Below are 26,943 nucleotides of genomic sequence, written 5' to 3'. Positions count from 1 at the left end.
TTTTTTCTTTTTGTCTGGAGTGTTGTTTTCATCAAAGCGATATACTTCATTTATTAAATACGTTACATATAAAACAAAAACTCTTTTTTTACCATTCATTTCTTTAGCATTATTATTTGTCTTATTAGATTGGAATACCTATCTCCAACCAAAAGTTTCTATACCTTCAAATTTGTTTGCTATTTTAATGGGATCCGGTCCAGCAAAGGCAAGTCCATTATGGTTTGTTTTTATATTATATTGTATAAACCTATTATATTATTGGGTTGACACAAAACTAGAGACAGTTTCGATAAAAATAATAGCAATTCTAATTAGTTCTTTTTTAGGATATATTTGTTTTTTAAAGAATATTCATCTACCCTTTCATGTAGAGGTTTCTTTCTCAGCGCTTACATTTCTTGGAACAGGAAACATTCTAAAAAAATATATTTTCAAATTGGAAAGTATTTTAGGTTTGCATAAGTTATGGTTGATGGTAATTATTGTTTCTTTATTTTGTATTTCTTTTAGTGCAGGTATTGCTAATTTTGGGGCTGTTTTAGGTCAAAATATTATTAACAATTATGGACTTTTTTATATTTCAGCTTTTAGTGGAATATTGGGGGTTATTCTTTTAATAAATTATTTAATTTATTTATTTGATAAAGTAAAGGCCATAGATAAGATATTTCACGGACTAATCTATATAGCTAAGAATGCATTGCCTATTTTAGGTGCACAATGCTATGTTATTATCATAGTCGATTCTATAATTAAATATGGATTTACTGAAGAACAACAGCTTTTTGCTTTTTTTGCTAAAATAGTAGCATTAGTCTTATCTATGTATTTATTTATAATTCCAATTTCTTTCAATAAGCTCTACTTCCTTTTTGGAAAAGAGAAACAGAGCTGGAGAAGCTTATTAATCATCAAACAGCAATATAAATGAAAAAATATTCAATTTTAGTAAATACATGTGATAAATTCGAAGATTGCTGGGATCCTTTTTTTAAGCTATTTTCTATTTATTGGCCCGATTACGAAGGAACTATATACTTAAATACAGAGTACAAAGGCTATTCTTATGGAAATTTAAATATTATAGCCGTAAAGGGAGCTTTAAAAAATAACATACCTAAAACAGAACGGGCAACATGGAGCGATTGTTTTAAATGGGCTTTAGAAACAATGAATGAAGATATTGTTTTATATATGCAGGAAGATTATTTTCTGAATAAAAAAATGGATTCAAATACTTTTAATACTTATGTAAATGCTATTACAACTTCCAAAAGTATAGATTGCATTCATTTAACAGATAAATCGGCAGGTGGAGATGAACTGTTTACAATAAACGACCTAAAATTATATTCAATACCTAAACATCATAAAGATAGAGTATCTTGTCAAGCAGCACTTTGGAAAAAGGAGGTTTTAAAAAGTTATTTAAAGCCTTATGAGAGCGGATGGAATTTTGAGTGGTGGGGTTCTAAACGTGCAGCCTACATAAATCATAATTTTTACACCACTAATAACAACGTAAACTCAGATAATGGGCGTAATATAATACCTTATGAAGTTACAGGTGTTATTGGCGGTAAATGGTACCCTGGCGTAGTGCAATTATTTAAAGATCATAACATAGAAATGGATTTTTCTAAACGTGGTTTTTTTGAAAGCAAAACATTAACATTTAACGAACGTTTAAATGCGAAATTAAAACGATTACCCGTAGAGGTTAAAAGTTATATAGATTTATTAAAACTAAAATACTCATAGTGCAAACAATTTATTATAAAATAAAAAGAAAATTATGGGAGAAATGGGTGAGCTTTTCAAGACATCGTGTTTGGTACCCATATATTTATAAATCTAGTTGGTATAGAAAAACAAATTCTAATAAAGGGATTAACGGAATTGTTCAACAATATTTTTCTGCAATTCCTAATTCTAATGCAGGCATTGGGCACCAAATGGCTAATTGGATTGCAGGGTATTGGTTTGCGCAACAATTTAACTTAAAATTTGCTCACATTCCTTTTTCTTCAAATAAATGGGATTCTTTCTTAGGTTTTGGGTATGGAGAAATACCTGTACAAGAATTAATAAAACAAGGGTATAAAAAAGTTCGTTTACCACTATTTGATGAAAATAATGTAAAAGAAGTTACTTTAATAAAGACTATTATTTCGGCATACTCCAACAAGAAGGTTATTTTTGTTTGTGAACAAGATCAATTTTATCAAGATCAATTTGGTGTAATGTATGGAATTCAGCAAAAATTCTATTCAGCACCTCAACGAAAAGTAGAAAAATTAATTTATAGTGATCAAAATTACAATATTGCTATCCACGTTAGAAGAGGAGATATTCTTGCAGATCCCAATAATCCTAATCTTAAAATGCGTTTTATGGCAAATGATTATTTTGAAACTGTTTTAAAACAAGTGATTGCTAAATCAAAAACAGAGAAACTTATACATATTTATTTTTTTTCACAAGGAAGGCCTGAGGATTACCCAGAGTTCCACTCAATTCAAAACCTTCACTGGTGTCTAGATATGGATCCACAAGCCTCTTTTTTACACATGGTATTTGCAGATGTTCTAATTACTAGTAAAAGTTCTTTTTCTTACAAACCTGCTTTATTAAATAAAAATATAAAAGTAGTTCCAAATAATTTTTGGCATGGATACCCGCAGACACAAGATTGGGTTTTAGTTGATGATGATGGTCAATTAGACTTTGAAGAACGTATTAAAATGTAATTATTTTGACAGTTGGTGTTATTGGAGATAGTTGGGGCTTTGGAGAAAAACTTGATTCTTTCCTGAAACTTGAATTAAATAAAAAAGGGAAATAAACTACTAGTACAAGATATAGTGAATGAATTAACGACACGCTAACACCTTATAAAAATAATTGCTTAGTGCTTAACGGAAGGTCGTTGCATGTTTGTAACGTCTTATTTTTTGTCAGAAAATCTTCTCATACAAACCGCTACTATTCTTATTGATATCCGACAAACTTGATATAATTGCGAGTTTAAGATCAATAGAATTGACTTGTCTGATAAATTATTTAAGTATTAAGGAAAACAAACGTAAATATTTAAAATATGAAAAAAAGATTTTATGAATTAGATGCAATAAGAGGAATTGCAATTATGTTAGTTTTATTAAGTCATTATACTTGGGCATTTGACTACCATTTTAATACTCTTAGTGAGCATAAATTTCATTTTTTTTATGGTGATTTTGGTGTACAAATATTTTTTATTATTAGTGGCTTTGTAATTTTTATGTCTTTACAAAATATTACACAAATTAAGCAATTTATAATTGCTAGATTTTCTAGATTATACCCTACCTATTGGATTTGCATGTTTTTAACAATTTTAATTATATTTTTTTTTCCTGTACCTACTTTGGGTAATTACACTTTAAAAGAAGTAATATTAAACACAACAATGATTCAAGGTTTGTTAAAAACTAGACATATCGATCAAGTATATTGGTCTTTAGGAGTTGAATTAATTTTTTACTTCATTATGGGCTTATTATTCTATTTTAAACAATTGAAACATATAATAATTTATTGTTTTTTTTGGTTAATAATTTGTTTAACAGTATATAATTTTCAACTTCCATTTGTAAAGTATTTTAAGGTTCTATTAATAACGGAACACGCTCCATTGTTTATAAGTGGTATAATGTTTCACCAAATAAAATATGGAAAATCAAATTATTTCACTCATATTATTATTATTATGAGTTTAATGATTTATTTAATTAATATTAAACCAGACGCAATTGTACCCAATCCTTTTGAGTTTAAATTGATACCTAGAATACTAGTCATTAGTGCTTATCTAATATTCTACTATATATCTTATGCTAAGATTAAAATATTAGAGAATAAAATACTTTTATTTATTGGTAAAATATCATATCCTCTATATTTATTACATAATGTAATTGGCTATTCCATTATTTATAGAGCCAAAATGATTTATAACAATCAATTTTTTTATGTTATGCTAGCAACTTTAATAAGTATTTTATTAGCCTATTTTGTATCGTCAAATTTTGAAATACCAATAAGCAAAAAAGTTAAAAATAAATTAACGATTTTATTTTCATATTATAGAACTAAGAACAAACCAGAAAAAATATTTGTAAAATAATTGATATAATATTTAAACAAAAATTAGATATTTCTATATCCTTAATAAAAATATAGAATTCAGTTTACGTATTTAAACATAAAAATAATATCACCTAATGAATAAAGTATCTATTTATCTACTTAAAATTCTACGAAAGGTTTATCAAAAAATAAATCAACAACCTTTTAAGTTTGCTCGTGGTATTCAAGAGGAAGAACAAGCTTCTACAATCTTAATAGAGCAATTATTAGCAGATAAACCTTGCATGATTGCGAGATTAGGATCAACAGAATTGACTTGTTTATTAAATTATTTAAGCATTAAGGAAAACAAAAATAAATATTTGAAGTATATAAAAGGTGAATGTGAGCCCTTTTGGTGGAACCAAAATATTATGACACAAATGCAAAACTGGTCTGGTTTTTTTCCTGCAGATCAAGCACATCTTACTCGCTTTTGCGAACTGATGCTACAAGATTTAAAAGATGTTGATATTCTAGGATCTTGGTTATCTGAAGAAGAACAAGTAGACATTTATAGAGTAAATGATTCTTTAAATGTGCATTTACGTTTATTAGAACCCTTTTGGTCTAAAAAACCATGGACATTAGCTTTAAAAGGTAAAAAAGTATTGGTAGTACATCCCTTTAATGAAACCATTGAAGCACAGTATAAAAAACGAACACTTTTATTTGAGAAAGAAGTGTTACCAGAATTTGAGTTGAGTACCATAAAAGCGGTACAGAGTTTAGGTGGAGATAGTGAATTTAAAACTTGGTTTGAAGCTTTAGACTTCATGAAAGCAGAGATAGACAAAGTAGATTATGACGTATGTTTAATAGGTGCAGGTGCTTATGGTTTTCCATTAGCAGCTCATGTAAAGCAAAGTGGTAAAAAAGCAGTGCATTTAGGGGGAGCTTTACAACTCTTGTTTGGTATTAAAGGTAATCGTTGGGAAGATCCTAATTATGGTGTTAAAGAGTGGGGGATTAATAGAGGAAGTTACTCAAATCTAATGAACAAACATTGGGTACGACCCGGAGAAATTGACAAACCTAAAAATGCACAACAAGTGGAAGGTGCTTGTTATTGGTAATTTATTAAAAATATTTATGAAAAGCTTAAAAAGAATATGGTGGATGCCAATAGGGCTTATTAAAGGACTCTTTAAATTAGCAAATGACAACGCTAGAGATATTGAAAATAAAAAACGTTTTCCTAAAGCAATTATTTATTCTGGATCTAGCTTTTCTTTAGATTCTACTTTAGGAGTAAATAGTTGTGTTCTTTCTAGATCTACAATTAATCATAGTAATATTGGTAATTATACATATTGTAGTAACAATGCACTCATTCAGAATGCAACAATTGGTAATTATTGTTCAATAGCAGATGATGTAATTATAGGACTTGGTTCACATCCATTACATTTTTTTTCTACGGCTCCTATTTTTTATAGAAAACAAAATCTTTTAAGAATTAAACTAGTTGATAAAGATCTTGATTTTGAAGAGTACAAACCAATTAAAATAGGAAATGATGTTTGGATAGGAACAAGAGCAATTATTATGGATGGAGTTACTATTGGTGATGGTGCTGTAATCGCAGCTGGAGCAATCGTAACCAAAGACGTACCGCCTTATGCAGTTGTAGTTGGTATTCCTGCAAAAATAATTAAGTTCCGTTTTAATAAAATAGAAATAGAAAAATTATTGAAATCTAATTGGTGGCAAAAGAATGCAGAAGAAGTATATGAACAAGAGGATCTTTATAACTTGTATAGGGCAAAAACTTAATTTTAACCCTATTTTATTAAAAAAATAAAAAATAAAATGTTTAATAGTTTTATTAAATGAGGAAGCTTCTCGTAAAAATAGTACCAATTCTTATATTGTTGATTACAATTTCTTCAGTAAATGCTTGGACTGATTTAATTATTGGAAATACTACAATATGGTGGATTATCTATGCATTAATTTTATTGATTTTTGTAAAATCAAAAAAATATTTTTTACATAAAGAAAATCGTAAATACCTTTATGTCTTGTTTGGCTATTTAGCGTGGAATATAATATGCATATTTAGAGGTTTGTTTGTTGCAGAAAACTATTGGGAATGGAAAAATTTAGTGTCTACATCTTTAGTTTTATTAATGCCTTTAACCATTTATGTAGCTACTAATAAACTAATAGTTCAAAGGATCGTATTAATATGGTTAAAATATGCATTACCAGCATTTTTTATTTTTTATCTTTTTATATGGACGGAAGCTATTGGACGTTACTTAGTACCAATCTCATTTTTGTTTTTATTTTTTCCTATAATAGAGAATAAATGGAAATTAGTTCTTTGTTTCTTTACTCTATTAGTTCTATTTTCTGATTTAGGAGCTAGAAGTAATGTAATAAAATTTGCTGTACCCATTATTTTTGCTGGTATTTATTATATAAGAGTTTTTGTTAGTGTAAAAATGATGGAGATTGGGAGATTATTGCTTTTACTTGTACCTATAATTTTATTTGGGTTAGGTATAAGCGGTATTTTTAATGTATTTAAAATGGACGATTACATCCAGGGAGAATATACTAATGAAACGCAATTTGAAGGAGAGCAAGTTACAGAATCATTAACAGCAGATACGCGTACATTTTTATATGTAGAAGTTTTAGAGTCAGCTATTAGACATAATTATATCTTATTTGGTAGAACACCTGCAAGGGGGAATGATTCAGAATCTTTTGGGAGTTATTTGGCGGATGAATTGAAGACAGGGAAAATGGAACGACCTTCTAACGAGGTTTCTATTTTAAATGTTTTTACTTGGACAGGAGTTATTGGTGTTATACTCTATTTTTTAGTGTTTTATAAGGCTTCCTATTTGGCTGTAAATAAGTCTCAAAATATATTTATAAAAATAATCGGGTTATATATTACATTTCGTTGGTCCTATGCATGGGTAGAGGATTTTAGTCAATTTGATTTATCTAATACTTTTCTTTGGATTTCCATAGGAATGTGTTTTTCAAAATCCTTTCGATCTATGTCGGATAAAGAATTTATTATTTGGGTAAAAGGTATATTTGATCGTCGTTATCGAAAATTAGAGTTTTATATTTTAAAGAAAAGAAAGGAATGGTTGATAAAGAAATAGCGGTATTACTTACTTGCCATAATCGCAAGGATAAAACAATAGCATGTTTAAAAGCTCTTTATAAAAATGAAGTACCAAATGGCTATACATTTACTGTTTTTTTGGTTGATGATGGCTCTATAGACGGAACCGAGGAAGCTGTAAAAGCAAAATTTCCAAAAATCACCATTATTAAAGGGAATGGAAATTTATTTTGGAACCAAGGTATGCGTTTGGCTTGGGAAAGTGCTGTTAAAGTTAAAGACTACGATTTTTATTTATGGCTAAATGATGATACGATTTTAAATAATTTAGCATTAAATATTTTAGAATCAAGTTCTCTTCTAAAGCAAAATAAAGCTATTATAGTTGGATCTACGAGTTCATTTAAAGACGATAATGAAATTACCTACGGAGGCCGCAGTCTTATTGATGGTTTAATAACTCCTTTAAAAGAAGCTATAGCTTGTGATTATTTTAATGGAAACATTGTTTGGATTCCTAAAGAGGTTTATAAAAAAGCAGGAATTAATGATTCAGGTTTTCAGCATGCATTAGGTGATTTTGACTATGGCTTGCGAGCAGGTAAACTTGGTTTTAAAATGTATATAGCCCCTGGTTTTTTAGGTAAATGTGATAGTCACGAAAATTTAGCAACTTGGTGTAATCCAAAAAAAACATTTAATCAGCGATGGAAAGCATTTCGCTCTCCTTTAGGAAACAATCCAGAAGAGTTTTTTATTTTCGAAAAAAGGCATAAAGGTTTTACAAATGCAATTTTTCATTATTTAACAAATCACTTAAGAGTAATTTATCCATCATTGTGGAGTAAAAGGGTAATAAGATGAGTCTAAGAGGAATAATGAAACAAAATAAATGGTTAATGGTTTTTGTTTCTAAGTTGTTTAATATTAGGTATTTTAATAATAGTTGGAAATATAGATATACAAATAAGATTAAAACAAAAGGAGCCTTTTTAAAAAAAGTAAAGTTTAATATAAAAGGTAAAAATAATATCATTATTGTAGGTCATAAGGCAAGATTAAATAATTGTAAAATTACAATTTTAGGGGATAATTGCAAACTGATAATAGGAGAAGGGAGCACAATTATATCAGAGGCTACTTTTTGGTGTCAAGATGATGAGTCCACTATTGAAATTGGAAGAGATTTTACAATGGAAGGAGGGCATCTAGCATCAACTGAAGGTAAGTTAATCAAGATTGGAGATGACTGTATGTTCTCTGGAGATATTGAGATTAGAAATGGTGACAGTCATTCAATAATTAATAATGATACTAGACAAAGAATTAATTATGCTAAATCAGTTACTATCGGTAACCATGTATGGTTAACAGCTCATGTTCGGATTTTAAAAGGAGCTTTCATTCCTTCCAATTCAATAATAGGCAACTCTAGTGTTGTGACCAATAAATTAGAAAAAGAAAATTCACTTTATTCAGGAATTCCCTGTAAACTATTAAAGCAACAAATAGATTGGGATAGAAATAAAATTGACCATAAATGAAATATATAGCAATACTAATTACTATATATAATCGCAAAGAAGAAACCCTTCAATGCTTGGAGAACTTGTTTTCTCAGCAAGTAGTGGAATGATATACTTGGGAAGTATTTCTGACCGATGATGGTTGTAAAGATGGAACGCCAGAAGCAGTGCAGAAACAATTTCCTAATGTAACATTTATAAAAGGCAATGGAACTTTATATTGGAATAGAGGCATGCATTTTGCTTGGACTAAAGCTGCTAAAACCAAAGATTATTTCATTATTTAACAAATCACTTAATAGTAATTTATGCATTATTGTGGAGCAAAAGGTTAATAAGATGAGTTTAATAGGAATAATGAAACAAAATAAATGGTTAATGGTTTTTGTTTCTAAGTTATTAAATATCATGTATGAATAATGGTTTCATGTTCGTTTGTTAAAAGATTAAAGTTTATTTTAAAGTCTAAATTGAATTTAAAATAATTCAAAAAAATTCTTTTCCACTATCTAAACCACAATTACTTTGATAAATAATTACAAAGATTCTTAGTTAATAATAATTAATTAAAAAATGTGAAATGACTATTAACAACGCTCAAGATTTTTTTTTATTTGATAAACGACACAGTGTTATATTCAAAGAGGTATATCATTACATTACTAATCATTTACGAGTTTTTTATCATTTTTTTTTGAATAAATTAAATAAAGCATAATGTTGATTTCAATAATAATACCACTTTATAATAAGGAAAACTGTATTTATAATACTTTACAATCGGTATTAAACCAAACTTACCAAAATATTGAAGTAGTTATTATTGATGATGGTTCAACAGATAATTCGGCAAAAATTGTACTTGCATTAGATGATGATAGAATAAAGTATTCTTATCAAAAGAATGGGGGAGTTTCTTTCGCAAGAAACAAAGGATTTGAAAAAGCTACTGGTGATTGGATTATGTTTTTAGATGCAGATGATACATTATTTAAAAAATCGATAGAAGATTTAATTAAAGGTTTGACTTTGTTCCCTATGTCTACTTTAATAAGTGGTAATTATGAAATAAATGCAGGTAACTCTACTAATAAATCGTGTAAACTAACAAAAGAACAATTGCTAGAAAATCCTTTTAAAAGTTTATGGCAAAAAACATGGAATATTAGATTAGGTTCTTTTATAGTAAAAAATAATATGCTTGATAAATTGGAAAGATTTAGATCAGATATAATTATTGGAGAAGATGTAATATTCACAGACAACTTAATTAAAAACTGTAAAATAGCATACATTCCAAGTTTAATAATGTGTTATAATCTTGATTTCAGTGCACTAAGTAAAAAGAAAGTGCCTGTTGAACAAATATATGAATGGGTAATGCCGCTTGAAGGACTAAATAAAAATAATTATTTATATAAAATTTATCTGGATAAATTATTTAGAAAAATAATAAACTCATTTATAAAAGATGATTTTGAAGTAGGGGTAAAACTAATTATAAAACACAAAAGTAAAATAATAGGATCAACATTTTATTTTATTCAGCGTCTATGTAGATTTTAAACATAGATGTGTTTTAGCATTTTTGAAAGTTGAATTTGCAAGTTTTGTATTCTAACCGCCTTTTAATTTAAAAAAAGTATACAACAATGTTAAAAATTTTAATAAACGCTTATGCATGCTCGCCAAATATGGGCAGTGAACCCGGAATGGCTTGGAATTGGTGTTTGCATCTGGCAAAGCAATGCGAGCTACACATTATTACTGAAGGGGAGTTTCGGGTAAATATAGAAGCTGTTTTGCCCACCTTAGAACAGGGTGAAAATATGCATTTTTATTATAATCCAGTAAGCGAAGATATTCGAAAAATGTGTTGGAATCAAGGTGATTGGCGTTTTTATAAACATTATAAAAAGTGGCAATTTAAGACATATCAATTAGCTGAAGAAATTGTTAAAACAAATAAAATTGATGTGTTACATCAATTAAATATGATAGGTTTTAGAGAACCTGGGTATTTATGGAAAATTACAAATGTTCCACTTATTTGGGGGCCTGTTGATGCGAAACAAAAATTTCCGGTAGCCTATTTGGATGGAGCAAGTTTAAAAACAAAGCTTTTTGTAAATCTTAAGAATAGTATTACATATTTACAACTTCGTTTTTCAAAACGTCTGCGTTTAGCTGTTAAAAGTGCTTCTGTGGTTGTTTCTGCATCTACGAATTCTCAGACCTCATTTAATCGTTTTTTTGGTATAAATTCTCCTTTGTTAAATGAAACGGGGTGTTATATTCAAGATCATAAAAAAGTAGATAAAACAAATAAAAAGAATCTTGACTTACTGTGGGTAGGGAAACTTGATTTTAGAAAGCAGTTACCTATTGCGCTACAAACTTTAAAAGAAATAGATAACAAAGACATTTTACTTCATATTGTGGGCGGTGGCGATGATTTAGTTTATAAATCTTTAGCTAAAAGCTTAGGGATAGAAAAGCAATGTAAATGGTATGGTTTAATAAAGCATAGTGAAGTGCAGCAATTGATGCAAAAATGTGATTTATTTTTTTTTACTAGTGTAGCAGAAGGTACACCACATGTAGTCCTAGAAGCAATTAGTAATAATTTACCTGTAGTCTGTTTTAATACATGCGGTCAAGGAGATGTTATAAATAAAAATGTAGGCGTTAAGATTGCGTTAAGTAATCCGAAGCAATCTGCTGTAGATTTTGCAAATAAAATTGAAGATTTATTTGTTAATAGAGAAAAGTTGGAATTATTAGCAACCAACTGTAAGCAACGTCAAATTGAATTATCTTGGGGCCTAAAAGCTAAAAAATTGGTAGAATTTTATACTGAAGCTTTAAAAAAGTAGAACACTTTGATTATTATATAATTCAAAATATAATTTTTAAATAAGTATAAAAAAATAGTTGATATAGAAATTCTAATTAGAAAAATGAAGAGAATAGCCTCTAAAATGAAAAAACGTAATTACGGTATAGATTTTTTGAAATTTGTAGCTGCAATAATGATTACAAATAGTCATTTTATTCCTTTGTATGAAGATCACAATATTAGTTTTGCAACACTTGGTGTACACGGTAATGCCTTGTTTTTTTTTGTTTCTGGATTTTTTCTTACCAAAATTGAAACAAGTGATGGTGAATATATAAAGTTCGATTATTGGATTAAGAACAAAATTATTAGATTATGGCCTACACTTATTGTATTCTTTGTTTTCGCTAACTTAATATTTAATAAAGAAATTAGTTGGCACGACTTTCTATTAGCTGGTGAATACTGGTTTGTAAGATGTTTCATTATTAGTTTTTCTTTAATTTATTTTCTAATTAAGTTTTTTAAGCAATATTCAAAACACATATTAGCTTTATCAATCTTAATTACATTTATTATTATATTTATTTCGCCAAAAGTAAATGGAAGTATTTATCACGGTTTTCATTATATCTGCTATTTCAGTTCCATGATGTTAGGTGTTAGCATCAGTTTACATAGAGAAAATATTAAAACTAAAAACTTACTTTTAGATTTATCCTTTTGTACCTTTTCTTTTTTATTATACTTTGCAATAATGGTTTTTGGAAAAGGTAAAACAGACTATTTTTATTATACTCAATTACTTGCTGTTTTTCCTCTATTATCATTTCTTTTCTACTCTTATAAAGTGGTTAGTTACTCATGGTGCGATAAGTTAGCAACTCATAAAATCTGGTCAATTATTTTTTTAATAGCTTCTCTGACTTATGAAATTTATATTGTACAATTTAGTATAATTACAAATGATTTTAATAAATGGTATCCTTTAAATACGCTAATTGTATTTATACTTATAGTTCTTTCTGCATATGTTTTAAGGATTTTAACAAATTTCTTTTTAAGAATATTTTCAAATAAAGTTTGGGATTTTAAGGAAATAATTCGGTTATAACTTTGGTATGATATATTTAGAATGGATAAAAAAAGTGCTCTAGAACTAAATAAAATAGTGATATTATGAAATTATATACTGAATCACAAAAAAATGGAACAGCTAGATTATTCTAATTTTAATGTTTTACAATTATAACAATTAAAATAAAAAGATTATAAATTGGACAAAGATATTATCATTTAAAACTTTAAAAACGCGTCTTAACGAATAAAAGACTTAATTAATAGAATTATATAACAAACAAAGTTCTTTCACATATGAATTTAACACATATTGTTAAAAACACCATTTTTAGTCAAGCGTTGTCAGACATAAAAACGGATAGCAGGTGTTGTATAAACACCATTAATGCGTATTCTTTTTGTATGGCAAAAAAAGACAATCGCTTTGCAGCGGTATTAAAATCTAGTGATGTTTTATTGCCAGATGGTTCTAGTATTGTATTAGCCTCTAAGTTGTTGGGGGGTAAGAAAATTCAGAAAATTGCAGGTTGGGACATACACCAACATTTACTTACGGAAGCCAATTTAAAAGGTCAGAAAGTGTTTTATTTGGGAGCTTCTGAAAGCACATTAAACCTTATTAAAAATAGAATTGCAAAAGAATTTTCGGCCATAAAAGTAGCTAGTTATTCACCTCCTTATAAAACCACATTTACCAAACAAGATACTGATGAAATGATAGCGCAGGTAAATGCTTTTTCTCCAGACATTCTTTTTGTGGGCATGACAGCCCCAAAGCAAGAAAAATGGGGGCATGAACATAAAGAAGTGCTAAACACTTCTGTAATTTGTTCTATAGGTGCGGTGTTCGATTTTTATGCAGGTACTGTAAATAGAGCTCCAAAATGGATGATTCATCTAGGTTTAGAATGGTTATATAGATTGGTAAAAGAACCAAAACGCATGTGGCGTAGGTATTTAATTGGGAATTCTCAATTTATATATTATGTGTTTTATGAAAAACTACAATTGCTACTTAAATAAAATATTTTATTATTACGACTTAAATTAATTAATATGCCGAAAGGAAGAATTAAATATTTACCCATTCCAGCTTTTTTTATAGATGGTTTATTATTTTTTGTATCATTTTTTACAGCGAATTATATTGTTTTTGATGGCGTGTTTCCAGAAATAATATTATATAGATCTATCTTTTTATTTGGATTATTACTTTGGTTGGCGATTACTTTTCGATTAAAAATGTACGATATACCCAGAATTATTTACACGGATAAGGTGGTTTCTAAAAGTCTGCACGGGTTAACCCTTTTTACCTTAATTGGAGCAACCTTTTTATATTTGATAATAGAATATAAATTTTCTAGAGATTTTTTTATCATTACTATATTGTTGTTTGGTGCTATGCATGCTATCTTTCAGATACTTTTAATGTATGTATTTAAAAGGTATCGTAAAAGAGGACATAATATTAGAAAGGTTATTGTTTTAGGTTTCGATTCAAAAATAGAAAAATTAATAAAAAGTGTCTTAATGGTACCCGAAAATGGGTATGAGCTTCATAGTATTTTTTCAGATAATGAAGTACCCGAATCATTACAAACATTTTATAAAGGAAAAGAGTCAGAATTAATTCCTTATTTAGATAAAAGTAAAGAAGTAAATGCCTTATTTATCTCTTTACCTCCAGAGAAATCTGCTATAATTAACAAATATATTAGTTATGCAGATAATCATTTAATAAGGGTGTATATACTTCCTAATTTTTCTGAATATTTATTTCAGCACTTTAGAATGACCTATATAAATAAGGTGGCTACTTTATATTTACGAGCAGAACCTTTAGAAAGTTTAACGAGTAGAATGACCAAACGTGCATGTGATTTTATATTTTCCTTATTGGTTCTTATAGGTATAGGAGTCTGGTTGTACCCTTTGTTAGCAATTATTATAAAGTTAAATAGTAAAGGTCCGGTGTTGTTTAGTCAAATGCGCTCGGGTAAAGATGATAAACCTTTTAAATGTTACAAATTTAGAAGCATGACGGTAAATACGGAATCGGATTCTTTACAAGCAACTAAAAATGATAGTAGAGTTACTTCTATTGGAAGAATTCTACGTAAAACCAGTTTAGATGAATTACCACAATTTTATAATGTCTTAATAGGAAATATGTCTGTAGTAGGACCAAGACCACATATGTTGGTGCATACCGAATCGTATAGAAAATCTGTACAGAAATTTATGGTGCGTCATTTTGTAAAACCGGGTATTACAGGTTGGGCACAGGTTACGGGGTTTAGAGGAGAAACCAAAACAGTACAAGACATGAAGAATAGGGCACAAGCTGATATTTGGTATATAGAAAATTGGAACTTGATATTAGATGTAAAGATTCTATTTTTAACTATTTGGCAGGTGGTATTTAAAAAAGACAGCAATGCTTTTTAAAGTAATAAAAAGAATACAATTATAAAAAAGAAAAAGAAAAATAGATAAATAAAAAAGAATGAAATACACAAATATTATTATAGTGCTATTTTTAGTACTAGCATCGTCTTGCGTTTCTAAGCAAAAAATGGTCTATTTTGGAGACAAAGAAGGGTTTATTATGAAAAAAACCTTAAGAGAGTATGAATCTACCATTCAAAAAGATGATTTATTAAACATAAATGTTTCCGCAACAAACGGAGAAGCTGTTATGCCTTTTAATATCTATGAAACGCCTATTTTAGGAACTGGTATGGGCACAGTAAAACCCTTGCCATACTTAGTAAATGCTGAAGGAGAAATTAACTTTCCTGTATTAGGTAAACTAAAAGTTACGGGGATTACCACGGATGCTTTAAGTGTATTATTGGTTCAAAAACTATCAGAATACATTACCAAACCAATTGTAAATATTACAACGACTAATTTTAAAATTACGGTATTGGGAGAAGTAAATAGACCAGGTACTTATAGCATTGTAAATAAACGAATCACTATGTTAGAGGCATTGGGTTTGGCAGGAGATTTAACTATTAATGGAAATAGAGTTAATATAACGTTGATTAGAGAAAAAGATGGTCGTCGTGTTTTTATTCCGATAGATATCACTAATAAAGAATTGTTTAATTCGAGATTTTATTACTTAGCACAAAATGATGTTATTTATGTAGAGCCTAACAAGTCTAAAATAAATTCATCTGCGGTAGGACCAAATACAAGTATTATTTTTACTTCAATCGCCACATTAATATCCATTATTGCTATATTAAGATAGTAAAATTTAAAAAATTATGCAAGAAGAGAATCTGTTAAACCAATTGTTAGAGGAAGATAAACCGATTAATATACGTGAACAATTAGAAAAATATTTGTTTTATTGGAAATGGTTTGTAGTATGTGTTTTGGTTGCATTAGGCTTGGCCTATGCGAAAGCATATTATACGCCTGACCAATATTTGGTAGCAACCACTATTTTAATTGATGATGAAAGTAGTGGTGGTTTACCAAGTGAACTTTCTGCCTTTGAAGACTTAGGCTTAATGGGAGGTGGTAAAAAATCGATAGACAATGAAATTGGGATCTTAAAATCTTACATGCTTATGGAGCGTGTTGTAAAAGATTTAGGTTTACAGACCACTTTTCATAAAGAAGGAAGAGTTCGAAATACAGAAATCTATAATAAAGAAGTGCCTTTTAAAATAACTTTTTCTGCTATAGAAAAAATTTATTCTTTAAGCACCACTTTTAAGGTTCGTGTTATTTCTGATTCTAAATTTGAAATTATTTCTAAGGAAGAGAAAGTAACGCCACATATATTTGGAGAAAAGGTAAAGATGGAGTTTGGTAACATTACTTTAACACCTTTGGCTGCCGAAGATATGCTTACAAACGAAGTGATAACAGTTCATATTACCCCCATAAAGAATGTTACACAAAGTTTAAGAGCTGCGGTTGAAGTAGGTTTATTGTTTAAAAAATCTAGTTTATTAGAGATTAGTTTAATTGGGGAGAATAAAGAAAAGGTTACCGCTATTTTAAATGATTTGGTACATCAATATAATAAAGATGCTGTTGCCGATAAAAATTTAATAGGGAACAATACAAGTACCTTTATAAATGAACGATTGGCGGTGATTGAAAAAGATTTATCTGCTGTAGATAAAGGGGTAGAGGAATTTAAATCTAGCAATAGACTTACAAGTATTCCTGCAGAAGCGGCTATGGTCTTAGAAAGTAATGCCGAATTAGAAAAGAAAATTGTAGGTTTAAACACCCAATTAAGATTGGCTGATTATGTAACAGAATATATCACTGAAAATAAAGAAAATCTAATTCCGGCAAATTTAGGTTTAAGTGATGGTAGTGTGAATGCGAATAGTGCACAATACAATCAATTAATTTTAGAGCGAAATAGAATTTTAAATGGTTCCAGTGATAAGAATCCTGTAATTGTTAATTTAAATTCTCAAATTGCTCAATTACGTGGTAGTATTTCTCAAAGTCTTGTAAATTTAAAATCATCTTTAAGTATTTCTTTAAACGATGCCAAAAAAACAGAAAGTAGGGTAGGTTATAGAATGTCTACCGTTCCAAAACAAGAAAGGGAATTTAGAGATATTGAAAGACAACAGCAAATTATAGAAACGTTATACCTGTATTTATTACAAAAGAGAGAAGAAAATGCTATTTCATTGGCAGTTACCTTACCAAATGCAAAAGTAATTGATACCGCAAGAGGAAATGACGATCCGATAAGCCCTAATCGTAAAAAAATCTATTTGATAGGTTTAGTACTAGGTTTACTAATACCTTTTGCTATAATTTATATCTTCTTTTTATTAGATAATAAGGTACATAGTAGTAAAGATATAGAAGCCATTGTAAAGGCTCCTTTAATAGGGGAAATTCCTAAAACAAAGGATGCGAATAATGTGGTTGTGCACAAAGATGGTAGAAGTGGTGTTTCGGAATCTTTTAGGATGGTACGTACCAATTTAGATTTTATGCTTGCAGGAGTTACGGATGGTGCAAAAACTATTTTTATAACTTCTACAGTTCCAGGTGAAGGAAAGACTTTTATTGCTGTAAATTTAGCTTCTGTATTGGCGCTTTCTAATAAAAAAGTATTATTGGTTGGTGCAGATATTAGAAAACCTCGTTTAGCAGAATATTTACAAACGAAACTAGGGAAAGGTATTACAAACTATTTAACAGACAGGTCTTTAAAAGTAACAGATGTTATAAAACATATAGACGCTCTAGATATAGATGTGGTACACTCTGGAGTCATTGCTCCTAATCCTTCAGAATTATTAAGTAATGGCCGTTTTGAGGATATATTAGCCTACGGAAAAGAAAACTATGATTTTGTAGTTGTAGATACAGCGCCAGTTAAATTAGTAACAGATACCATGCTATTAGGTAAAAATGCCGACTTGTTTATTTATACCATTAGAGCCAATTATTCCGACAAACGTTTGTTAGAAATACCAGCAAAACTTTATAAAGAAAAGCGTTTGCCAAACATGGCAGTCTTACTAAATGATATAGATATAGAAAGAGGCTATGGATACGGCTATGGATATGGTTATGGGTACGGTGATACTGAGGTTAAAAAGTCTTGGTGGGAAAAAGGGTAAAGGAACTAGGTGTTTTTAGAGATAAAGTGCACGAATTTTAACAGGTTAGATACTTATTTTGAGCAGTAGCTTTTTAGGCTACCATAAAAAAGAATTGGATTTTTAGGTCCCTTTTTAATTGAAAAAAATCTCCGAGGCGCAGGCTTCGGAGATTTTTTGTTTTATAAAAAAAGGAGTTAGAAAAGAAGCTTCCTTTTTCTTTTCTAACGAGTACTGCCAAATGAATTTAACTCATCATTTTGAAGTTTATTTTTACAAGCAAGAAAGTGTATTTAAGTTTGTTAGATGATAAGAAGATGTCTAAAAGGGTTTGGTCTTTAGAAATAGATTATAAGATAAAATTGTGGTGTAAAATAAAGTTTAGAATAGAGTAAGAATTATTTTTTTAACATATATAACCGCATCTAGTATCTCACAGGTAAAAAAACGCAACTTTAAAAGTCGAGTTTTTTCCTTCTTTCATGATTTTTGTTAAATAAAATATAAATTATTTTTTTATCATATTTTTTTGTTAAAAAACAGTTAAATGTGTGGTGTTTTAACTTTGTTATATGCTTATTTACCTAGTTATAGATAGGTGTAGCGCTGTATTAAGATCTATTTTTAATTTGTTTTTTGTAGTTTTTTGTTTTTTAAAAATGATAATATGTTTCTTGATAAAGATTATTTGTACTCCTAAAAAGTGAATGTTTAGTTGATATTTGAAAAATCTATAGTTAGATTAAAATGAGTTTAACAATTAATCAATAATTAAAATGAAAAAAATGAAAAAAAAATTATTTTTGACTTTATGTCTATGCCTTGTAGTTGGGTTTAGTTTAACAGCACAGACTACTTATTATGTGCAAAGTACTGGAGATGATGCCACAGCCGATGGCTCAGATTCAGCGACACCTTTCCTAACTGTTGCGGCTGCATATGCTGCTGCTTCTGGTGCAGCTACAGATTTAGCTTCAGCGGATGTTATTCAAATTGTTGGTAAAGTAGATCATAATGCTGACATTGTAAATTTGAATAAATTTTTGAAGTTTGAAGGGGCTAATGATGGTGTAAATGATGGAGAATTGGATGCCAAAGGTACTTCTTTTGGAATGTTTGGCTTTTATTGGGATAAAGAACTATCTTTTACAAATTTAACTTTTTCTAATGTAACTGCTAAAGCTGGTCCAGGAGCAGTTCTTAATGCAAATAATGCAGATATCGGAGATGTAACATTTACGAATTGTAACTTTAATTCTAATACAGTTTTAAAACCTGGAAGTGTGAAAAATGGTGGAGCTATTTTTTATGGAGGTACTAATGTTGTTGCTGGTAGAACCTTAACAGTTACTAACTGTACTTTTACAAGTAATTCAACAGATGATGGAGGAGGAGCTCTTTATGTTGGTGGTAATTCTAAATTAATTCTTTCTAATTCAACTTTTAAAACTAATAGTGCTTCTGGTGCAGGTGGTGGAGGTGCTATTGAGATTGGGTCTACTACTACAGCAAATATTTCAGGATGTCTTTTTGATGGCAATTTTACAACACATGCTAATGGACATGGAGGAGCATTGAATTATAATGTTCCTATTACTGATCCCGTAACCTTAACTGCGCAATTAACATTATCAAATTCAACTTTTGTAAATAATACCTCGTCAAATAGAGGTGGGGCAGTTATTTTGAATGGTGTTAATGGAAATGCTAACCTTACAAACGTAACCATTTATAACAATACTACAGCAAAAAATAATGCTGATTGTGGAGGTCTTCGTACACAGGGTGGTAATACTAAGATTATTAATTTAACAAACTGCTTAATATATGGTAATAATTCAACTACAGATGGTGGTACAGCTTCTAATATTGATGGTAATACAGGTTCAATCCTAAAGGCTTATAATTGTTTAACCGTTGCAGCTGCTAATGAATTTGATAACGCAGACCTAGCTGCTGATAATACAAATAGAGCAGCAGATTTAACAAACTCAAATTTAGATTTCGTAACACCAAACGTAACATTTACAGCACCTACTGCTCTTACAGACGATACGCCAATTGATTTTGGAACTGATACTAGTGATATTGGTGCTTGGGATTCTAAAATTAATATTTTTACAAACGCTAGTGGAGATAATTCTTGGTGGGAGAATGATGCTAATTGGTCAAATGGTGTTGCACCAACCACAATAGATGATAACATAAATGTGGCAATTCTTACAGGTTCTAATAATGCAATACTTAGAAGTGCAAATAAAGTAACAGTAAATAACTTGTTAATGAATGGTACTGGTACTTTACAGTTTAAAAATGGTGCTTCATTAATTGTAAAAGGAACAGCACCTACTACTGGTGATGTTACAGATATTAGATACGATAGAGTGCTTATTGAAGATGTTGATGTAGCAAAAGGTTGGCATTTAGTTGCTTCTCCTTTTTCTGGAGAAACAATGGATAACTTTATAAGTAGAAATGATAGTGATTTGTTAACAAGTACTACTCCAGGTAATGTGGGGAATAGAAGTATAGCAACATACAATAATACAACGGAAAGTTATGATTATTTAGCATCTACTCCTGGAGGAGATGTTGGTAATGGTAAAGGGTACTCAGTAAAAATAAAAGATGGTGGTGCTGGTAATGTTTATTTTAGAGGTGCTATAGGTGTTGCAGATGTTGATTTTACACTTACAAAAAACACGAATGGTTATAATTTAATAGGAAATCCTTTTACTTCAAGTATAAATAGTAAGGATTTTTTAGAAGATAATGTTTTAAATATAACAAATCAACAAATTTGGATCTGGGATTCATCAGCAAATAGTAAAGTAGGTGATTACTTGGTAAAACCTGCAGGAGATGCATTTAATGTTGCTCCCACACAAGGGTTTTTTGTTGAATGTGCAGTGGCTGGTACTGTTACTGTAGCAACTAGTTCTCAAACACATGAATCATTTACTTTTGAGAAAACAAGTGCAAAGACAGAAGTTAAATTATCTATAAAAGATGGTGTGAATGATAAATTTGCATTAATTAATTTTACAGATAATTCTACAAAAGGATTTGATAATGGTTATGATGGTGAAATGTTTGGTGGAGTTGTACAAGAGTTTCAAGTTTACACACAATTAGTTGAAGGCAATATTGGTAAAAACTATCAAATACAGTCTTTATCTAACAGTGATGTAGAAGCGACTGTTGTTCCTGTTGGTGTAAAATCGGCAACTGATAAAGATCTTACTTTTTCTGCAGAGTCATTAAACTTACCTTCTGGCCTTAAAGTTTATTTAGAAGATAGAGTTGCAAATACGTTTACTAATTTATCTGAGGAAAATGCAACGTATAAAGTTACTTTAAAGGAAGCTTTAAATGGTATTGGTAGATTTTATATACATACAGCAAGTAAGGCGTTAAGTATTGCTACTATTGATGCATCAGATATTAGTGTGTATCAATCTAACGCATCTACTTTAAGAGTTGTTGGTTTAGAACAAGGTAATGCAACTATTAGTGTATATAATGTTCTTGGTAAACAAGTATTAAGAAGCTCTTTTACTTCAAATGGAGTACAAGATATTGCTTTACCAAAATTAGCAACTGGTATGTACATTGTTCAATTAGAATCTGCAACAGGTAAATTAAACAAGAAAGTTATTTTAGAATAAACCAACTTATAAAAACGATATAAAATGAAAAACAATATAAATAATACTCCAGAAGATATTTCTCGTAAAGACGCTCTTAAAAAGATAGGAAACTACGGTAAATATGCAGCATTAACTGCGTTAGGTACTTACTTGATCTTAAATCCACAGAAAGCGCAAGCGCAATCTCCTGTAGCTCCAGGTACTGGGTTTTAAAGGTTTTTTAATTTATTGAAAAAGCCCTCTGAAAAGAGGGCTTTTCTTTGTTTAAATTCTAATATTGTAAAACAAGAGATAATTGTTTTTATTATAGTATATGTATTTTAAGTAAGGAGATTTTTACTCTAAGAAATAAAGAAGGATTGTGTAGTCTTATTGTTATTTTTATTGAAGTAAAGAGTGAATTTTTAACTGTAAAAAAGTTGGTTTTAAAGAGGTTTTATTTTCATAAATACGTCTAATTTTAGTAAAAATGTGGGGCTAGTTTTAGTCCTTTTTTTATGCTTTTTATTTTTTTAGATGTCTTAAAAAAGATGAATTTAAAGTTTTAAAAAAAATACAGAAAATAAGAGAAAGTAGCATTTTAAGGGATAATTTCTGCCGTTATCGCTTAATTACTCTAAAAACGAGTTGTTGTAAATCATTAATGATTCTATTTAGACCATATGTTATTCTATTGTGTTTTTGGTTGCAGTAATTTTAACGAGAAATAAAAACCAATCAAAAATGAATAAATTCTTAAGAGGCATTATAGCTGTTTTTTTAACGTGTATGAGTCTGCAAAATACGGCAGCTCAAAATAGAGAAACGGATTTTAATTTCGATTGGAAATTTACTTTGGTAAAAGAAACTAAAAAACCAACAAAATTTCCGATAAATGATACGAATTGGACACCTGTTCGTCTACCACATGATTGGAGTATTGAAGCTTCTTTTGATGAAAAATTAGATGGAGCAACAGGTTATTTACCAGGTGGAGTTGGTGTGTATCAAAAACATTTTGAAACACCTGCGAATCCTAAAAATAAAAGTACCTATGTTTTGTTTGACGGCGTTTATAACAATGCTACTTTTTGGTTAAACGGAAAATTGTTAGGCGAAAATCCGTATGGATATTCACCAACATACTTCGACTTAACAAAAGCATTAAAAACAGATGGCTCTAAAAATATCTTAACGGTTCATGTAGATCATTCTCGTTTTGTAGACAGTCGTTGGTATACAGGAAGCGGAATTTATAGAAACGTAAAATTAATAACGGTAGATAAATTACACATTCCTATTTGGGGAAGTTTTGTAACCACACCTAATATTACTAAAGAAGAAGCCCAAGTTAATGTTCAAGTAAAAGTGGTAAATCAAAATAGAAGTAAAGCTTCTTTTATTTTATCAACAAAAATAGAAAACCTTGCAGGAGAAGTTGTTGCAGAGGTTACGAGCAATACGAAGGTAAATGGAGGAAAAGAAAGTGAATTCAATCAAAAACTAACCATTAAAAATCCTAAACTTTGGGATATTGCAAAACCAAATCTTTACAAAGCTGTTACAAGTATTATTAAAAAAGGAAAAGTTGTAGACACGTATATAGCAACTTTTGGGGTTCGCTCTTTAAGACATGATAAAGACCAAGGTTTCTTTTTAAACGGAAAATCAACCTTTGTAAAAGGAGTTTGTATACACCATGATGGTGGTTTAGTAGGTGCTGCTGTGCCAAAAGGAGTTTGGAGACGTCGTTTGCAATTAATGAGAGATGCAGGTGTAAATGCAATTAGAACTTCTCATAATCCTTTTTCTGCAGAATTTTATGATTTGTGTGATGAAATGGGGTTTTTAGTGCAAGCAGAAATTTTTGATGAGTTTGACAATCCGAAAGACAAGCGCCAAAACATGCACGAAAGACATGATGATTATGTTTCTCGTGGTTATACAGAACATTTTCAAAAATGGGCAGAAAGCGATTTAAAGAGATCTATTTTAAGAGATCGTAATCATCCTTCAATTTTTGAGTGGAGTATTGGAAATGAAATTGAGTGGACTTATGAAAACTACAAACATGTAAGTGGTTTGTGGGACCCAGGAGCAGGGAATTATTGGAATAGAATTCCGAATATTTCTGCTAAAGAAATGCAAGATCGCTACAAAGCATTGCCAAATAGAAAACATAAATTAACAGAAACGGCTAAGAAATTAGTAAAGTGGACGAAAGAGATGGATTTAAGTCGTCCGGTAACGGCAAATCTAATTATCCCCGTAGCAAGTTTAGCTTCTGGTTATGCAGAAGCATTAGATATTGTAGGGTTTAGTTATCAAACAAATCAATATAATTGGTCTAAAAAGAATTATCCGAACATGCATTTTACAGGAAATGAAAATGCAGGTAATTGGACGGAATGGAACTCTATTATAGAAGATCCGATGGTGTATAGTATGTATATGTGGACCGGAATTGATTATTTAGGGGAAGCACATAATAAATGGCCACAAAAAGGATGGGATGGAGATATCTTAGATTTTGGCGGATTTAAAAAAACGGGATTTGATCATTTTAAATCTATTTGGGTAAACAAACCACATATAGCACTAGGAACTTACAAGGTAAAAGACTCTTTAGTGGTAGATCCGCTAAGCGGAAAAGTAATAACAACCAGTAAAAAGATTTTAAACTGGAATAATATAAGAGCGCAAAAAAGCTGGAATTATAAAAAAGGAGACATGATTATTGTTGAGGTTCCTACCAACTTGCACAAAGCAGAATTATTATTAAACGGAAAATCTTTAGGTTGGAGGTCTTTAAGCGGAAGTGTAGATAGAATATTACGTTGGGCGGTTCCTTTTGAAGAAGGTATTTTAACAGCAAGAGGAGGTTTTGATGGTGACGAAAAAGAAGTTGTTTTAAAAACGACAACAAAACCAACATCTATAAAATTAACGGTAGATAAAACTACACTTTCTGCAGATGGTTATGATGTTGCGCATGTAATTGCTCAATTGGTTGATGAAAGCGGAAATGATGTAACAACCGAAGAGGCTAAAATAACTTTTTCTGTGGATGGAAATATCAGACAATTAGGAGTAGATAACGGATCTAACAGAAGTGCACAAAAGTATCAATCGGATACGGTTATTACAAGTAACGGACATGCACTTTTATTATTACAGTCTTTAAAAAAATCAGGAAAAACAACAATTAAGGTGAATGGTAAAGGTTTAAAAGGAAATACCATTAGCATTGATGTTCAGTAAATTGTAAGTATTAGGTTTTGTTAAAATGATATAAATTTTACGGATGATTAAAAAAGTAATTATTTTATTAGGTATCTTATTTTTTGTAAACGTTAGTGTTGCACAAATACAGGTATGGAAAAAACCTAAGAAAAATAAGGCCATAGAAACGGTGCAATGGCAAGTGAATGATATTGTTTACAAAGTAAAAAAAGAAGTAAAAGATCCATTTAGTAAAAATGCTTTTGCCATTGTAAAAAGCAATAATACAGAACAAAAAATCCCTTTATTTTATAATGGTGATAAAACTTGGGTATTTCGTTATTCGAGTGCATCTATTGGAAATAAAACTTTTGTAATCGCTTCTGAAATTAAAGAATTAGATGGTGAAAAAGGTAAGATTGTCGTTGCTGAAAATAAAAAGGAAAATAGACATGGTGGCGTAGTTTTATCAAAAGAAGATACCCAACATTTTTATTATGAAGATGGTTCTCATTATTTCAATTTAGCATTTGAATGCGATTGGTTGTTTGCGTTAGATTACAATCAAAAGGAAATTCCGAAGACCGAACATTTACTGTCTTTAATCGAAAAGTATGGGTTCAATCAGGTTGTAATGAATGTCTATTCTTATGATGTAAAGTGGCCAAAAGCCAAAAGATTAAAAGACTTTCCAGAACATGAATACGGAAGTCGTGAAGATATTTTTCCTTTTTTAGGATCCAATTCAAAACCAGACTTTACTGCGTTAAATGTAGATTTTTTTAAGCATTTTGATAGAGTTATATCACAAATGCATGATAAAGAAATTGTCAGTCATTTAATGATTTATGTTTGGAACAAATTGGTTTCATGGCCAGATATGGAAACCAAGGCAGATAATATGTATTACGATTATGTTGTAAAAAGATATCAAGGTTTTCCAAATATTATTTGGGATGTTTCTAAGGAAGCTCTGCATTATACAAGAGCGACAAAAGAATATATTTCTGAGCGTATAAAACGTACTCGTAAGTTAGATTCTTATAACAGATTGGTTTCTGTGCACGATTACGGTTTTTGTAGAAATCATAAAGATGAAGTAGATTTTATTTCTACCCAAGATTGGAAACATACGTTGTATCAAAATATGTTAAAAGCAAGAAATGATTTTCCGAACAAACCTATTTTTAATATTGAACATGGAGGTTATGAAGATTCTCCATATGTAGTTTTTCCAGGTGCTTATGACAATGCAGAAGCTTGTTTAAGAAGAAATTACATGTGTTTATTTGCAGGCGCATATTCAACATATTACTGGCAAGGAGCTTCTTGGAATGCCGTTATTCACAATCCGTTTGAACAACCAGAAAACTTTAAGAAACCTCATTTCGAATATTTTAAACACATGAGAACCTTGTTTAAGGATTTACATTTCGAAAACTTTAAACCGATGCCAAATTATAACAATGCTGGTTACAATTTAACCAATGAAAAAGATGGTGTTATTTTAGTGTACAATCCTAAAGAAAATAATTGGGCTGGAGGAACATCTAAAGCATTAAAAGAAAAATTCAATCATAAAAATGCGACTAAACAATGGTTTAATACTATTACAGGTGAGTTTACGAAAGAAGTAAAATATGTAAAAAAACCATTAGAATTTTGGGACGCTAGACCTTGGAAAGGTGAAGCAGATACGATATTGATTCTTAGAAACCTTCAGCCTAAGAAAAAGTAGATGTAACTAGAAAAGGAAAGATATCGTTGTAAC

General features: G+C 29.7%; 20 protein-coding genes. All 20 read left to right on the top strand.

Features of this window, described 5'->3' with window-relative positions:
• Positions 1 to 934, top strand: a 934-nt coding sequence (locus MPF19_RS14140; protein WP_249988741.1) for an acyltransferase family protein, incomplete at its 5' end; no start/stop codon positions are given.
• Positions 931 to 1,764 (top strand): hypothetical protein, encoded by an 834-nt coding sequence (locus MPF19_RS14135; RefSeq protein WP_249988740.1) that lies wholly within the window; start codon positions 931 to 933, stop codon positions 1,762 to 1,764. The genes MPF19_RS14140 and MPF19_RS14135, both read left to right, overlap by 4 nt.
• A complete protein-coding gene (locus MPF19_RS14130; protein ID WP_249988739.1) occupies positions 1,764 to 2,753 on the top strand; it encodes an O-fucosyltransferase family protein in 990 nt (329 codons plus the stop codon). Before MPF19_RS14135 ends, MPF19_RS14130 begins: the two co-directional genes overlap by 1 nt.
• Before the next feature lie 350 nt (positions 2,754 to 3,103).
• Complete coding sequence (locus MPF19_RS14125; RefSeq protein WP_249988738.1) at positions 3,104 to 4,171, top strand: acyltransferase family protein; 1,068 nt, start codon at positions 3,104 to 3,106, stop codon at positions 4,169 to 4,171.
• Between the two features lie 97 nt (positions 4,172 to 4,268).
• Positions 4,269 to 5,249, top strand: a complete 981-nt coding sequence (locus MPF19_RS14120) for a hypothetical protein (protein ID WP_249988737.1) — start codon at positions 4,269 to 4,271, stop codon at positions 5,247 to 5,249.
• A 16-nt stretch (positions 5,250 to 5,265) separates the two neighbouring features.
• Positions 5,266 to 5,949: a CatB-related O-acetyltransferase gene (locus tag MPF19_RS19340; protein WP_284041531.1), complete on the top strand. Its 684-nt coding sequence runs from the start codon at positions 5,266 to 5,268 to the stop codon at positions 5,947 to 5,949.
• A 56-nt stretch (positions 5,950 to 6,005) separates the two neighbouring features.
• Positions 6,006 to 7,304 (top strand): hypothetical protein, encoded by a 1,299-nt coding sequence (locus MPF19_RS14110; protein ID WP_249988736.1) that lies wholly within the window; start codon positions 6,006 to 6,008, stop codon positions 7,302 to 7,304.
• Positions 7,286 to 8,131 (top strand): glycosyltransferase family 2 protein, encoded by an 846-nt coding sequence (locus MPF19_RS14105; protein WP_249988735.1) that lies wholly within the window; start codon positions 7,286 to 7,288, stop codon positions 8,129 to 8,131. The genes MPF19_RS14110 and MPF19_RS14105 overlap by 19 nt, the downstream gene beginning before the upstream one ends.
• Positions 8,128 to 8,811, top strand: a complete 684-nt coding sequence (locus tag MPF19_RS14100) for an acyltransferase (protein WP_249988734.1) — start codon at positions 8,128 to 8,130, stop codon at positions 8,809 to 8,811. The genes MPF19_RS14105 and MPF19_RS14100 overlap by 4 nt, the downstream gene beginning before the upstream one ends.
• A gap of 699 nt (positions 8,812 to 9,510) precedes the next feature.
• Complete coding sequence (locus MPF19_RS14095) at positions 9,511 to 10,359, top strand: glycosyltransferase family 2 protein (RefSeq protein WP_249988733.1); 849 nt, start codon at positions 9,511 to 9,513, stop codon at positions 10,357 to 10,359.
• An 86-nt stretch (positions 10,360 to 10,445) separates the two neighbouring features.
• A complete protein-coding gene (locus MPF19_RS14090) occupies positions 10,446 to 11,669 on the top strand; it encodes a glycosyltransferase (RefSeq protein WP_249988732.1) in 1,224 nt (407 codons plus the stop codon).
• Positions 11,670 to 11,753: 84 nt separating this feature from the next.
• A complete protein-coding gene (locus MPF19_RS14085; protein WP_249988731.1) occupies positions 11,754 to 12,746 on the top strand; it encodes an acyltransferase family protein in 993 nt (330 codons plus the stop codon).
• 260 nt (positions 12,747 to 13,006) lie between these two features.
• Positions 13,007 to 13,735, top strand: a complete 729-nt coding sequence (locus MPF19_RS14080; protein WP_249988730.1) for a WecB/TagA/CpsF family glycosyltransferase — start codon at positions 13,007 to 13,009, stop codon at positions 13,733 to 13,735.
• Between the two features lie 33 nt (positions 13,736 to 13,768).
• A complete protein-coding gene (locus MPF19_RS14075) occupies positions 13,769 to 15,163 on the top strand; it encodes an undecaprenyl-phosphate glucose phosphotransferase (protein ID WP_249988729.1) in 1,395 nt (464 codons plus the stop codon).
• A 58-nt stretch (positions 15,164 to 15,221) separates the two neighbouring features.
• Positions 15,222 to 15,977: a polysaccharide biosynthesis/export family protein gene (locus MPF19_RS14070; RefSeq protein WP_249988728.1), complete on the top strand. Its 756-nt coding sequence runs from the start codon at positions 15,222 to 15,224 to the stop codon at positions 15,975 to 15,977.
• 16 nt (positions 15,978 to 15,993) lie between these two features.
• A complete protein-coding gene (locus tag MPF19_RS14065; RefSeq protein WP_249988727.1) occupies positions 15,994 to 18,342 on the top strand; it encodes a GumC family protein in 2,349 nt (782 codons plus the stop codon).
• Between the two features lie 764 nt (positions 18,343 to 19,106).
• Positions 19,107 to 21,989: a DUF8693 domain-containing protein gene (locus tag MPF19_RS14060; protein ID WP_249988726.1), complete on the top strand. Its 2,883-nt coding sequence runs from the start codon at positions 19,107 to 19,109 to the stop codon at positions 21,987 to 21,989.
• Between the two features lie 24 nt (positions 21,990 to 22,013).
• Positions 22,014 to 22,184 (top strand): hypothetical protein, encoded by a 171-nt coding sequence (locus tag MPF19_RS14055; protein WP_249988725.1) that lies wholly within the window; start codon positions 22,014 to 22,016, stop codon positions 22,182 to 22,184.
• A gap of 510 nt (positions 22,185 to 22,694) precedes the next feature.
• Entirely contained in the window at positions 22,695 to 25,211 is a 2,517-nt protein-coding gene (locus tag MPF19_RS14050; protein WP_249988724.1) for a glycoside hydrolase family 2 TIM barrel-domain containing protein, read from the top strand.
• 43 nt (positions 25,212 to 25,254) lie between these two features.
• Positions 25,255 to 26,910, top strand: coding sequence for an apiosidase-like domain-containing protein (locus tag MPF19_RS14045; protein WP_249988723.1), 1,656 nt, complete (start codon positions 25,255 to 25,257; stop codon positions 26,908 to 26,910).
• The last annotated feature ends 33 nt before the right edge of the window (positions 26,911 to 26,943 follow it).

Source organism: Polaribacter sp. Z014, assembly GCF_023555435.1.
GTDB lineage: Bacteria > Bacteroidota > Bacteroidia > Flavobacteriales > Flavobacteriaceae > Polaribacter.
Note: the sequence above shows the minus strand (reverse complement) of the source record. Positions and strands in the feature narration are given on the sequence as shown.